The sequence below is a fragment of the Streptomyces sp. NPDC012835 genome (assembly GCF_042900885.1).
GTDB lineage: Bacteria > Actinomycetota > Actinomycetes > Streptomycetales > Streptomycetaceae > Streptomyces.
Genome location: NZ_JBIBBW010000007.1, coordinates 181,423 through 194,727, shown reverse-complemented (window position 1 = coordinate 194,727; position 13,305 = coordinate 181,423). Strand labels below are relative to the sequence as shown.

Annotated in this window: 7 protein-coding genes; all 7 read left to right on the top strand. The window is 72.1% G+C overall.

Annotated features, from left to right (window positions below; all coding sequences use genetic code 11):
- Positions 1-156 precede the first annotated feature (156 nt).
- A complete protein-coding gene (locus ACFY6S_RS26540) occupies positions 157-756 on the top strand; it encodes a small secreted protein (RefSeq protein WP_388827225.1) in 600 nt (199 codons plus the stop codon).
- A gap of 260 nt (positions 757-1,016) precedes the next feature.
- Positions 1,017-2,528 (top strand): methyltransferase, encoded by a 1,512-nt coding sequence (locus ACFY6S_RS26535; RefSeq protein WP_388827228.1) that lies wholly within the window; start codon positions 1,017-1,019, stop codon positions 2,526-2,528.
- 208 nt (positions 2,529-2,736) lie between these two features.
- Positions 2,737-2,934, top strand: coding sequence for a hypothetical protein (locus ACFY6S_RS26530; protein ID WP_388827232.1), 198 nt, complete (start codon positions 2,737-2,739; stop codon positions 2,932-2,934).
- 400 nt (positions 2,935-3,334) lie between these two features.
- Entirely contained in the window at positions 3,335-6,211 is a 2,877-nt protein-coding gene (topA, locus tag ACFY6S_RS26525) for a type I DNA topoisomerase (RefSeq protein ID WP_388827235.1), read from the top strand.
- Positions 6,212-6,489: 278 nt separating this feature from the next.
- Positions 6,490-10,008, top strand: coding sequence for a dTMP kinase (tmk, locus tag ACFY6S_RS26520; RefSeq protein ID WP_388827238.1), 3,519 nt, complete (start codon positions 6,490-6,492; stop codon positions 10,006-10,008).
- Positions 10,009-10,291: 283 nt separating this feature from the next.
- A complete protein-coding gene (locus ACFY6S_RS26515) occupies positions 10,292-11,497 on the top strand; it encodes a DNA polymerase III subunit delta' (RefSeq protein WP_388827241.1) in 1,206 nt (401 codons plus the stop codon).
- Positions 11,498-11,738: 241 nt separating this feature from the next.
- Positions 11,739-13,295, top strand: coding sequence for an alpha/beta hydrolase (locus tag ACFY6S_RS26510; protein ID WP_388827244.1), 1,557 nt, complete (start codon positions 11,739-11,741; stop codon positions 13,293-13,295).
- Positions 13,296-13,305 lie beyond the last annotated feature (10 nt).

Below are 13,305 nucleotides of genomic sequence, written 5' to 3'. Positions count from 1 at the left end.
CCCTGTTCGCGCCCGGCGGAACGGGCGGCGGGCGTGAGGTGTCTCTCCCTTGGTGCAAATGGCTGCAATAGCATATGGATCGGACGTTCGGCATACGGTTGGCGTCCCTTCGGCGTGTATGTTCCGGGGCCGAGAGCCTTGGAAGGGACCCATCCGGTGAACAAGAAGCTTGTAGCCGCGCTGTCCGGCGGTGCGGTACTGCTCATGGCGCTGTCCGGCTGCGGCGGTGGCGACGACACTGACAGCAAGGTGAACGACTGGGCCAAGAAGGTGTGTGATCAGGTTCAGCCGCAGCTGACGAAGATCGCGAGTGCCAACACCTCCATTCAGGAGGCCACCTCGGACCGCAGCAAGCCCGCCGAGGTCCAGCAGACCGATTCCGCCGCCTTCCAGTCGATTTCCCAGGCGTACAAGGCGCTGGGCACCGCCGTGGACAGCGCGGGTGCCCCGCCCGGCGACGAGGGCGAGAAGACCCAGCAGGAGGCCGTCAAGGAGCTGAACACCACCTCGACGGCGTACGCCGGCCTCAAGTCCAAGGTCGACGCGCTCGACACCAAGGACCAGGCGAAGTTCGCCGACGGTCTCAAGGGTGTCGCGGACGAGTTGGAGAAGCTCAGCGAGAGCGGCGACCAGGCCCTCCAGCGACTTCAGTCGGGTGATGTCGGCAAGGCCATGGCCCGGCAGCCCGGCTGCCAGAAGCCGTCGGCCTCCACAGGAGCCTCCAGCGCTCCGACGGCGGCCGGCAGCGAGTCCTGACGGATTCCTCCCGCCTCCGCCGCATCGCATCCCGCTCCCTCGCGTCGCACGGCATCGCGCAGGGCGTCGAACAGCATCGCGCAGGGCGTCGCTCGGCATCGCACGGCGCCGTACCGCCGCGCGCGTGACCGCCGTACCGCGCCGCCGCCGCCCGGACCAGGGCGTCGGCGGACAGCTCCGAAGGTGACATACGCGGCCCGGCCCCCGAATCGGGGGCCGGGCCGCGAGCCGTTGTCAGTGGGAGCGGCCACAATGGACGGGTGAGTACGACCAGCCTTCCCGCGTCCGACCACTCGCCCCGACTCCGTGCGGCCCTGCTCGCCGCCGACTTCACCGCCGACGGTCTGCTGGACCTGCTCGGCGCCTCCGCCTACGCCGCGCTCGCCCGCAGCGAGACCGTGCCCGCGCTGCGCGCCACCCGCGGCGACACCCCGCTCGAAACGCTCGTACGCCTCTTCCTCCTCCAGGGCTCCGTCCCGCACGCGGCGGCGGACGCCGCGCTCCCGCTGGACGAGGCGCTGGCCGACGGCTGGGTCGTACGGGACGGCGAGGAGGTTCGTGCGACGGTCGACGTACGGCCGTACGGCGGACCCGAGGGGCAGGACTGGTTCATCGTCTCCGATCTGGGCTGCTCCGTCGGCGGCGCCTCGGGCGCGAGCGGCCACGGCGAGGGCGTGGTGCTCGGTGTCGGCGGCGCCTCCACGACCCTGGCGGGGCTCACGGTCCGCACACCGGTGAGCAGCGCGCTGGACCTCGGCGCCGGCTCCGGCATCCAGGCGCTGCACGCCGCGCAGCACGCCACCCGGGTCACCGCCACCGACCTCAACCCGCGGGCGCTGGGCTTCACCCGGCTGACCCTCGCCCTCTCCGAGGCGGCGCCCGCCGAGCTGCGGGAGGGCTCGCTGTTCGAGCCGGTGGCGGACGAGTCGTACGACCTGATCGTCTCCAACCCGCCGTTCGTGATCTCTCCGGGCGCCCGGCTCACCTACCGCGACGGCGGGATGGGCGGCGACGATCTGTGCCGCACGCTCGTCCAGCAGGCCGGCGAGCGGCTGAGCAGCGGCGGGTTCGCCCACTTCCTCGCCAACTGGCAGCACGTGGAGGGCGAGGAGTGGCAGGACCGGCTGCGCTCCTGGGTGCCACGCGGCTGCGACGCCTGGATCGTGCAGCGCGAGGTCCAGGACGTCACGCAGTACGCCGAGCTGTGGCTGCGCGACAGCGGCGACCATCGCGACGACCCCCGGTCGTACGCCGCGCGGTACGAAGCCTGGCTGGACGAGTTCGAGGCGCGCGACACCAAGGCGGTGGGCTTCGGCTGGATCACGCTCAGGAAATCGGACAGCGAGCGGCCCTCGGTCGTGGTGGAGGAGTGGCCCCACCCGGTGGAGCAGCCGCTCGGCGCGACCGTTCGGGCGCATTTCGAGCGGCAGGAGTATCTGCGGACGCACGACGACGCCGCACTCCTCGCCGGCCGTTTCACGCTGGCACCCGAGGTGGTCCAGGAGCAGGTCGGGCTCCCGGGCGCCGAGGACCCGGAGCATGTGGTGCTCCGTCAGAACCGTGGCATGCGCCGGGCGACCAAGGTCGACACCGTGGCGGCGGGGTTCGCCGGAGTCTGCGACGGGACCCTGAGCGCCGGACGGATTCTGGACGCGATCGCGCAGCTGACGGGGGAGGACCCGGTGCTGCTCCGCGACCGTACGCCACAGGCGATCCGGCTGCTGGTGGAGGAGGGCTTCCTGGAGCCGGTGCCGGTGTCGGAGCCGCGCTGACGAAGGGGGCCGGCGCGGCTCCGACACCGGCAGCCGCGCCGCGGCCGGAGCGCCCGCCGGGGGCACGTGGCGCGGACGGCCGCGTGGCGGGGCGACCCGCGTACGTCGTTCACCCGGAGTTCGCGCCGGTGCCGCCCCGGCGTGCCAGCCTCGGCCTTCAGGGTCTCGGCGCCCCGGAGCGGGCGTCGCGGAAGGACGGGGCGGGACGATGGAGAACGGGCCGGCGATCTTCGCGGGAACGACCTTCGCGCTGTTCGGCGCGGGGCTACTGCTGTGGACAGGAGCCCGCGTCGTCCGCCGCGAGCCGGTGGCCCTCGGGGTCCGGCTCTCGGTCTCCCTCGTCTGCGCGACACTCTCGGGCGTGGTCTTTCTCGCCCTCGGCGCTTGGTGCTTCGGACGTATGTGATCCACACGTCCCCCGAGCCGTACCGGAACCCTCCCGACCATGATCGAACCGCCCGGCCCGGCGGCGCCGACAGGGTCCCGGACCTGGGCAGGACCTGGGCCGGACCCGCGCGGGACCGGCCGGACGGCCCGTTCCGCCGACCGCCTCGGCGCCCCTGCCCGGAATCGCCCGCCGAACGGTGCGACGCGACGGGCACGGGGGTCCGGGCGGCGGGAACGTCCGGAGTCGGGTTACCGTTCGAGTGGCCGCTGCGGGCTTTTGCCGTTTGACACGGGGGCGGGTTGTACCGTCACACTCCGCAGCGAAGCAGCGTCACCGCCGGGCCGTCCGCGGCCCGCCGTACCGCACTGCCGTACTCCCGTACGGGCCCACCGAGCGTCGACCGGAGAGAAGAGCGAAGTTGTCCCCGACCAGCGAGACCGCACACGGCGGCCGTCGACTCGTCATCGTCGAGTCGCCCGCCAAGGCGAAGACGATCAAGGGCTACCTCGGCCCTGGCTATGTCGTCGAGGCGAGCGTCGGGCACATCCGTGACCTCCCCAACGGGGCCGCCGAGGTGCCCGAGAAGTACACGGGCGAGGTGCGTCGGCTCGGCGTGGATGTCGAGAACGACTTCCAGCCGATCTACGTCGTCAACGCCGACAAGAAGTCCCAGGTCAGAAAGCTCAAGGAGCTGCTGGCCGAGTCCGACGAGCTGTACCTCGCCACCGATGAGGACCGCGAGGGCGAAGCCATCGCGTGGCACCTCCAGGAAGTGCTCAAGCCCAAGGTCCCGGTCCACCGGATGGTCTTCCACGAGATCACCAAGGACGCGATCAGAGCCGCCGTCGCCAATCCGCGTGAGCTGAACACGCGGATGGTCGACGCCCAGGAGACCCGGCGCATCCTCGACCGGCTGTACGGATACGAGGTCTCGCCGGTCCTGTGGAAGAAGGTCATGCGCGGCCTCTCCGCCGGCCGTGTCCAGTCCGTCGCGACCCGTCTCGTCGTCGAGCGTGAGCGCGAGCGCATCGCGTTCCGTTCCGCCGAGTACTGGGACCTGACCGGCACGTTCTCCACCGGCCGCGCGGGCGACGCCTCCGATCCGTCCTCGCTGGTCGCCCGCCTGAACTCGGTCGACGGCCGGCGTGTCGCCCAGGGCCGGGACTTCGGTCCCGACGGCCGGCTCAAGTCCGACCAGGTGCTGCATCTGGACGAGGAGAACGCGCGGGCTCTGGCGACCGCGCTGGCGGACGCCTCGTTCGCCGTCCGCTCGGTCGAGTCCAAGCCGTACCGCCGCTCCCCGTACGCGCCCTTCCGCACGACCACCCTCCAGCAGGAGGCGTCGCGCAAGCTGGGCTTCGGCGCGAAGTCCACGATGCAGGTCGCGCAGAAGCTGTACGAGAACGGCTTCATCACGTACATGCGTACGGACTCCACGACTCTCTCCGACACCGCTGTCTCGGCCGCCCGTGCGCAGGTCACGCAGTTGTACGGCGCGAGCTACCTGCCGGACAAGCCGCGCACCTACGCCGGGAAGGTCAAGAACGCGCAGGAGGCGCACGAGGCGATCCGTCCCTCGGGCGACCGCTTCCGCACGCCCGCCGAGACCGGGCTGAGCGGCGACCAGTTCCGGCTGTACGAACTGATCTGGAAGCGGACCGTCGCCTCCCAGATGAAGGACGCGGTCGGCAACAGCGTCACCGTCAGGATCGGCGGCACGTCGAGCGACGGCCGGGACGCGGAATTCTCCGCCTCCGGCAAGACGATCACCTTCCACGGCTTCATGAAGGCGTATGTCGAGGGCGCCGACGACCCGAACGCCGAGCTGGACGACCGTGAGCGCAGGCTGCCGCAGGTCGCCGAGGGCGACGCGCTCTCGGCCGAGGAGATGTCGGTCGACGGGCACGCCACCAAGCCGCCTGCCCGTTACACCGAAGCCTCGCTGGTCAAGGAGTTGGAAGAGCGCGAGATCGGCCGTCCGTCGACCTACGCCTCGATCATCGGCACCATCCTCGACCGCGGCTACGTCTTCAAGAAGGGCACGGCCCTCGTCCCGTCCTTCCTCTCCTTCGCCGTGGTCAACCTGCTGGAGACCCACTTCGGCCGGCTCGTCGACTACGACTTCACGGCCAAGATGGAGGACGACCTCGACCGGATCGCCCAGGGCGAGGCCCAGGCCGTGCCGTGGCTGAGGCGCTTCTACTTCGGTGAGGGCGACGACCGCGCGGGCGCCGCTTCGAGCGCGGGCAACGGCGACGGCGACCACCTCGGCGGACTCAAGGAACTCGTCACGGACCTCGGCGCGATCGACGCCAAGGAGATCTCCTCGTTCCCCGTCGGGGACGGGATCATGCTCCGCGTCGGGCGCTACGGCCCGTACGTCGAGCGCGGTGAGAAGGACGAGGAGGGCCACCAGCGGGCCGATGTGCCCGAGGAGCTGGCCCCCGACGAGCTGACGGTGGAGTACGCGGAGGAGCTGCTCGCCAAGCCGAGCGGCGACTTCGAGCTGGGCACCGACCCGGAGAGCGGCCACCAGATCGTGGCCAAGGACGGCCGGTACGGCCCGTACGTGACCGAGGTCCTGCCGGACGGCACACCGAAGACCGGCAAGAACGCGGTCAAGCCCCGTACCGCCTCGCTGTTCAAGTCGATGAGCCTGGACACGGTCACGCTCGCCGACGCGCTCAAGCTGATGTCGCTGCCGCGTGTGGTGGGCAAGGACGCGGAAGGCGTCGAGATCACCGCGCAGAACGGCCGGTACGGCCCGTATCTGAAGAAGGGCACCGATTCGCGGTCGCTGACGACCGAGGACCAGCTCTTCGACATCACGCTGGACGAGGCGCTGGCGATCTACGCCCAGCCCAAGCAGCGCGGGCGCGCGGCGGCCAAGCCGCCGCTGAAGGAACTCGGTACGGACCCGGTGAGCGAGCGTCCCGTCGTGGTGAAGGACGGCCGCTTCGGCCCGTACGTCACGGACGGCGAGACGAACGCGACGCTGCGGACCGACGACAGCGTCGAGACGATCACTCCGGAGCGGGGTTACGAGCTGCTCGCGGAGAAGCGGGCGAAGGGCCCGGCCAAGAAGACCGCCAAGAAGGCGGCGAAGAAGGCGCCCGCGAAGAAGGCTCCGGCGAAGAAGACCGCGGCCAAGAAGACGGCGACGGCGAAGACCACGACAACGAAGACCACGACGGCGAAGAAGACCGCCGCGAAGAAGACGACATCCGGGTCGGCCAAGACGGCGACGGCGAAGAAGACCACGGCCAAGTCGTCGGCGGCGAAGGCCGAGGGTTAGGGACTCTTCTGCTGATCCGGCCGGATCCGGGGACAGGGGCCGGTGCCAGTGGATCGGAAGGCTGAGGACGGAGCCCACGCGGAGCGTGGGGATTGACGACAACGGGACGAGGCCCGGCACCGCGCCGGGCCTCGTCCCGTTGTCGTCGGTACGCGTCGACCGGCCCGCCTCCCGCCTCCGTCTCCCGCGTCCGTCTTCTGTGCCCGTCCGCCGCGTCACACGTTCGTATGTTCGGACGGGGGCGTCGGGGAGTCAGTGGGGCCGGATAGGCTGGGCGGATGACGCGAGCCGAGCAGCCAACGGTCGTGAGCCCCACCTCCGACTCCGACGCACTTGCCGCAGACTCACGAGAGCGCGCCGTACGATCTCTGTTGCGCCTTCCCCCGCTGCGGCGGCTGTGGGGCGCCCAGTTCGCCGGCGGAACCGGCGACGTACTCGCCGTACTCGTGCTTCTGCTGTTGTCGTTGCAGGCGGCGATCGCCGAGGGCTCGTTCGGTGCTGGATACCGGGGTGCGGCGTTCGCCGTCGCCGCCGTGTTCGGCGCCCGGATCCTCGCCACGCTGCTGTTCGGGGCGGTGCTCCTGGGTCCGCTGTCGGCGCTGGTCGCGCCCGGCAGCGGTAACCGCCCCGGCCGGCCGGTACGGCTGGTGAAGTCCGCCGCCCCGGCGGAGAAGGCGGCTTCGGGAGCCCACGGCGAACCGGACCTCTCCGGCGCCACGGCCGCTCCTGGCAAGCCCGCGAAGCCGGAGCGGGACGGCGGTCCGCTGGACCGGCGCTGGACGATGATCGTCGCGGACGTACTCCGGCTCGGTCTGCTCATCGTCGCGCCGCTGTGGCTCGACTGGACGCCGGAGCGCGCGCTTCCGATCCTCCTCAGCACCGTCTTCGTCCTCGGCGTCGCCGAACGCTTCTGGACGGTCGCCAAGGAGAGCGCCGCGCCGGCCCTGCTTCCCGCGCCTCCTCTGGAGGGCGCGGCGGTCCGCCCGCTGCCCGACCACCTCGACGCGCTGCGCAAGCTCTCCCTGCGCACGACGTTCCTGGCGGTGCCCGCGGCGGCCACGGTCCTGCTCGTCGCCACCCTGATCGGCAATCTGCTGGGCACGGGCATCGGCTGGTTCTCGCTGCACCAGGCGGCCCTGGGGTCCTACGTCGCGGCAGGGCTGTTCGCCGCCTCCGTCTCCACGCTGTACTTCCTTGAGCTTCCCGACGGGCACACGCCCCGGCCGCGCTCCCCGCTCGAAGGGCTGCGGGGCCCCGGTGGCGCCGCCGCCGACCGCGCCGGGGACAAGGGCCGTACGGGCGCGGTGCCGCTGCTCGTGCTGGCCTGCGCCGCCATCGCGGCGGCCGTCGCTTCGGCCGTGGCCGTATCCGTGCTCCAGGCCAAGGACCTCGGCGGCGGTCCCGTCGCCTTCGCCCTCCTCGTACTCGCGCTGACCGGCGGTACGGGGCTCGGCATCCGCAACGCCGCCAAGGTGCTGCCCGCACTCTCCCGGCGCCGGCTGTTCGCGCTGTCGATCGCCGTCACCGGTGTCGCGCTGCTGGCCATGGGGCTCGTGCCCGACACGGCGACGGTGCTGCTCCTCGCGCTGTTCACCGGTTTCACCGCCGGTGTCGTGGCGAATACCGGTCACTCCCTCATCGATGTGGAGGTCGAGGAGCCCCGCCGTCGGCGGGTCACCGAACACCTGCACGCCGTGGTCAGGGTCTTCATCGGACTCGGCGTGGTCGTCGCCCCGCTCCTCGCCGCGGCCATCGGCCCGCACCGTCTCGCGAGCGGCACCTTCGTCTTCGCCCACGACGGAGCCGCCTTCACACTGATGCTGGTCGGCGCGCTGCTGCTGCCGCTCGCTGCGGTGGTCCTCGCCAAGACGGACGACCGGTCCGGTGTGCCGCTGCGGCGGGACCTGGGCGACGCGCTGCGGGGCGGCGCCGATCCGGTCCAGGTCCCGTCCGGGACGGGCTTCTTCCTCGCGTTGGAGGGCGGGGACGGCGCCGGCAAGACCACCCAGGTCGAGGCGCTGGCGGCGTGGATCCGCGCCAAGGGGCACGAAGTGGTCGTCACGCGCGAGCCGGGCGCCACACCGGTCGGCAAGCGGCTCCGCTCGATCCTGCTGGATGTGTCCAGCGCGGGTCTGTCGAACCGCGCCGAGGCACTGCTGTACGCGGCGGACCGGGCCGAGCACGTCGACTCGGTCGTGCGGCCCGCCCTGGAGCGCGGTGCGATCGTCATCTCGGACCGTTACATCGACTCGTCCGTGGCCTACCAGGGCGCGGGCCGCGATCTCTCGCCGACCGAGATCGCCCGTATCTCGCGCTGGGCGACGGACGGGCTCGTACCGAATCTGACCGTACTGCTGGACGTCTCCCCGGAGGCGGCGCGCGAGCGCTTCACGGAGGCGCCCGACCGGCTGGAGTCCGAGCCCACCGAGTTCCATCAGCGGGTGCGCACCGGCTTCCTCACCCTGGCCGCCGCCGACCCGTCGCGCTATCTCGTCGTGGACGCCGGCCAGCAGCCGGAGGAGATCACCACGGTCGTACGACACCGGCTCGACCAGCTGCTGCCGCTCTCCGAGGCCGAGGTACGGGCCCGGGAGGAGGCGCGCAGGGCCGCCATCGAGGAGGCCCGGCGCAAGGCCGAGGAAGAGGCGGCGCGCAAGGCGGAGGAGGAGCGGCTGGCGCGGGAGCGCGAGGCGCAGCTCGCCAAGCTGCGTGCCGAGGAGGAGGAGCGCAAGCGCCGGGAGCTGGAGGAGGCCAGGCAGCGCGAGGCCGAGCGGCAGGCGGAGGAGGCCAGGCTGCGCGCCGAGGAGGAGCGCAGGAAGGCCGAGGAGGAGCGCAAGCGCCGCGAGGCCGAGGAACGGGCGTACGAGGCGGAGCAGGAACGGCTGCGGAAGCAGGCCCAGGAAGAGGCCAGGCTTCGCGCGGAGGCCGAGGAGCGACGCCGCGAGAAGCAGCGCAAGGCGGAGGAGGCCCTGCTCAGGGCGGAAGAGGCGCGGCGGGTCGCCGAGGAGGCGGCCGCTGCCGCCGCCGCCGCCGCGGAGGCGAGTGCTCAGGAGTCCTCGCGCCACCCGGAGCCGCCGGCCCACTCGCCGAACGAGCTGACCGTGCCCACGCCGGTCGTCCGGAAGCGGACGGTGGCCCCGGACGATGTGACGCAGGAGGTTCCGGCGGTACGTCCGGAGAACCTGCGACCGCAGGGACCGCAGGGACCGCAGGGTGAGCCGCGGTCGGGTGACGGTGCGGGTGCCTCCGACGCCGCCGAGACGACGGTGCTTCCGCCGGTACGGGACGACGGGCCGCGGGACGGCGGCCGGTCGGACGATCGGGGCGGTCGTGACGGTCGGGACGGTCGGGACGATCGGGGCGGTCGTGACGGTCGGGACCGTCGAGGTGGTCAGGACGGCCGGGGCGGTCAGGACGCGCGGGGGCCGAGGGGCGAGCAGGGCCCGCGGGATGCCCGGGACGCTCGGGACGCACGTGGTTCCTGGGACTCTCGCGCTGCGGATGAGACCGCCGTGCTTCCGCCCGTACGGAACTCCGATCCGGCGGACCGGGTGCCGCGTGGCTTCTTCCGCGACGAGGGCCGCCCGGCGCCCGCCGAGAGCGGCAACGAGCGGACGCGGGAACTGCCGCAGTTCGACCCGGAGGCCGGGCCGGGGCGGGAGCCGGAGCGTGAGCGGCCGCGTCGGCGTTCCGACTGGGCGGAGGAGACCCCGCTGGACGACCTCCCGACTCTGGCCGACGAACTGCTCGGCTCGCGCGACGAGGACGAGAACGGCAGGGGCGGTCGCCGCCGCTGAGAACAGGCCGTTCGACCGCACGTCCGCGGTCGAACTGGTGTGGCGTGTTGTTGCCAGTGGGGCCGGGATGTCAGACCCCGGCCCCACAATGGAATCCGGCGGCGGGTCCGGGCGACGGGGCTCGGGACGGTACGCACGGCACCTGCACGACGTACACGGCAAGACGCGTACGACACGCACGGCGCGGCGCCACGCATGGACAAGCTGCACGGCACGACACGACGCACATGACACGACGCAAATGACATGACACGACACGACAGGCACGGGGCGGTGACGGCGCATGACCGTATGGGACGAACTGGTCGGACAGGACCGCGTGCACGTCGCGCTCGCCGCGGCGGCCCGCGACGCCGACGCGCTCGTGACCGCCGACGCCACGGGGACCGCACCGCCCGAGGCGTCCAAGATGACGCACGCCTGGCTGTTCACCGGACCGCCGGGGTCGGGCCGATCCACCGCCGCGCGGGCCTTCGCCGCCGCCCTCCAGTGCACCAGCCCGGACCGGGCGCTGGGCGGCGAGCCGGGATGCGGGTTCTGCGACGGCTGCCACACGAGCCTGATCGGCACGCACGCCGACGTCGAGGTGATCCGTACGGACCTGCTCTCCATCGGCGTCAAGGAGACCCGTGAGCTGGTCCGCCGCGCCCAGCTCTCCCCGGCGGTGGGCCGCTGGCAGGTCATCGTGATGGAGGACGCCGACCGCCTCACCGAGGGCGCGGGCAATGTCCTGCTGAAGGCGGTGGAGGAGCCCGCCCCCCGTACGGTCTGGCTGCTCTGCGCGCCCTCCCTTGAGGACGTCCTGCCCACGATCCGCTCCCGCTGCCGCCATCTCGTCCTGCGCACCCCGCCCGTCGCGGCCGTCGCCGATGTCCTGATCAGACGCGACGGGATCGAGCCCGCCGCCGCGCAGGCCGCCGCCCAGGCCACCCAGGGACACATCGGCAGGGCCCGCCGCCTCGCCACCGACGAACGGGCCAGGGCCCGGCGGGCCACGGTGCTCAAGATGCCGCTGCGCGTGGCCGACATCGGGGGCTGCCTGAAGGCGGCGCAGGAGCTGATCGACGCGGCCACCGAGGACGCCAAGCAGGTCGCGGAGGACGTCGACGCCAAGGAGACGGAGGACATGAGGGCCGCTCTCGGAGCCTCGGCCGGCGGTCGGATGCCCCGGGGCACGGCGGGAGTGATGAAGGAGTTGGCCGACCGGCAGAAGCGCCGCTCCACCCGTACCCAGCGGGACAGCCTCGATCTGGCCCTCACCGACCTGACCGGGTTCTACCGGGACGTGCTCGCCCTCCAGCTCGGCTCGCGGGTGGCGCTCGCCAACGGCGATGTACGGGACGCGCTGGAGCGGATCGCCCGGGATTCCACGCCGGAGCGGACACTGCGCCGGATAGAGGCCATCGGCGCGTGCCGCCAGGCGCTGGACCGCAATGTGGCGCCGCTGCTGGCGGTGGAGGCGATGGCGGTGTCGCTGAGAGCGGGCTGACGGGGGCCGGAGGCTCGAACGACGGGCTGGGGGCGGGGCCGGGGGCTGAAGCTGATCGGGGCCGAGCGTCGCCGCCGCGCCCGACTGCGGGACGGGAACCACCGCACGCAGTGGCCGGATCCACCGCACGGCCGGGCGGGCCGCTCCGGCCAGGACGGGCCGGCTGGGACTCACGTGTACGGGACTCACCCGTACGAGCGCGGACCCACGGTGGACGAGGCGGGGCGGCTAGGCTCCCTGGATGGAATCCAGGCGCCTGTTCCGTCTCTCCGCCGCGTTCATGGCGGCCGGTCTGCTGATCACCGGATGCAGCTCCGGCAGCTCGCCCTCCGGTTCGTCGGACGAGGGCGCCGGCTCCGCGACGGGCTCGGGCTCCGCTTCCGTCGATCCGGCGGCCTTGAAGAAGTTCTACGGCCAGAAGATCAAATGGCGCGCGTGCGGGGTCTCCGGCTTCCAGTGCGCCACGATGAAAGCACCGCTGGACTACACGAAGCCGGACGGCAAACAGATCGACCTGGCGGTGTCCCGCAAGAAGGCCACCGGCCCCGGCAAGCGCCTCGGCTCCCTCCTCGTCAACCCGGGCGGGCCCGGCGGCTCGGCCATCGGCTACCTCCAGAGCTACGCGGCCATCGGCTACCCGGCGCCGGTCCGCGCCCGGTACGACATGGCGGCCATCGACCCGCGCGGGGTCGCCCGCAGTGAGCCCGTCGAGTGCCTCACCGGCCCCGAGATGGACGCGTACACCCAGGTCGACCAGACCCCCGACGACCCGGCCGAGACCGCGCGGCTGACCGGAGCCTTCAAGAAGTTCGCGGACGGCTGCGAGAAGAAGTCCGGCGCGATCCTGCCGCATGTCTCCACGGTCGAGACCGCCCGCGACATGGACATCTTCCGTGCGGTGCTCGGCGACCAGAAACTCTCGTACGTAGGAGCCTCGTACGGCACGTTCCTCGGCGCGACCTACGCCGAGCTGTTCCCCGAGCGCACCGGCCGCCTTGTCCTCGACGGCGCGATGGACCCGTCCCTCCCGTCCCGGGAGGTCAACCGCGACCAGACCGCCGGCTTTGAGACCGCCTTCCAGTCCTTCGCCCGGGACTGCGTCAAGCAGACCGACTGCCCCTTCGGCACGAAGTCGCCGGCCGAGGTCGCGACCCGTACGAAGGCGTTCTTCAAGGACCTGGACGCCAAGCCCGTACCGACCGGCGAGACCCGACAGCTGGGCGAGTCCCTGGCCACGACCGGCGTGATCGCGTCGATGTACGACGAGTCAGGCTGGCCCCAGCTCCGCGAGGCCGTGGCCAACGCCATGGACGGCGACGGCGCGGCCCTGCTCGCTCTCGCCGACTCGTACTACGAGCGCGACAGCGACGGCGCGTACCAGAATCTGATGTTCGCCAACTCCGCGGTGAACTGTCTGGACCTGCCGTCCGCCTTCACCGGTCCGAAGGAAGTCACCCAGGCTCTCCCCTCCTTCGAGAAGGCGTCACCGGTCTTCGGCAGGAACCTCGCCTGGGCCTCCCTGAACTGTGCCTACTGGCCCACCGAGGCCACCGGAGCCCCGCACCGCATCGAGGCCAAGGGCGCGGCCCCGATCCTCGTCGTCGGCACCACCCGCGACCCCGCGACGCCCTACAAATGGGCCCGTTCCCTGGCCGACCAGCTATCCTCCGGCACCCTCCTCACCTACAACGGCGACGGCCACACCGCGTACGGCCGGGGCAGCGACTGCATCGACACCGCGATCAACACCTACCTGGTCGAGGGCACACCCCCCACCGCCGCCAAGAAGTGCTCCTGACCTGCCCAGA

Coding starts and splice junctions, on each gene's coding strand:
- ACFY6S_RS26530 (WP_388827232.1), top strand. CDS start 2,737: ATGGAGAACGGGCCGGCGATCTTCGCGGGAACGACCTTCGCGCTGTTC.
- tmk (WP_388827238.1), top strand. CDS start 6,490: ATGACGCGAGCCGAGCAGCCAACGGTCGTGAGCCCCACCTCCGACTCC.
- ACFY6S_RS26515 (WP_388827241.1), top strand. CDS start 10,292: ATGACCGTATGGGACGAACTGGTCGGACAGGACCGCGTGCACGTCGCG.
- ACFY6S_RS26510 (WP_388827244.1), top strand. CDS start 11,739: ATGGAATCCAGGCGCCTGTTCCGTCTCTCCGCCGCGTTCATGGCGGCC.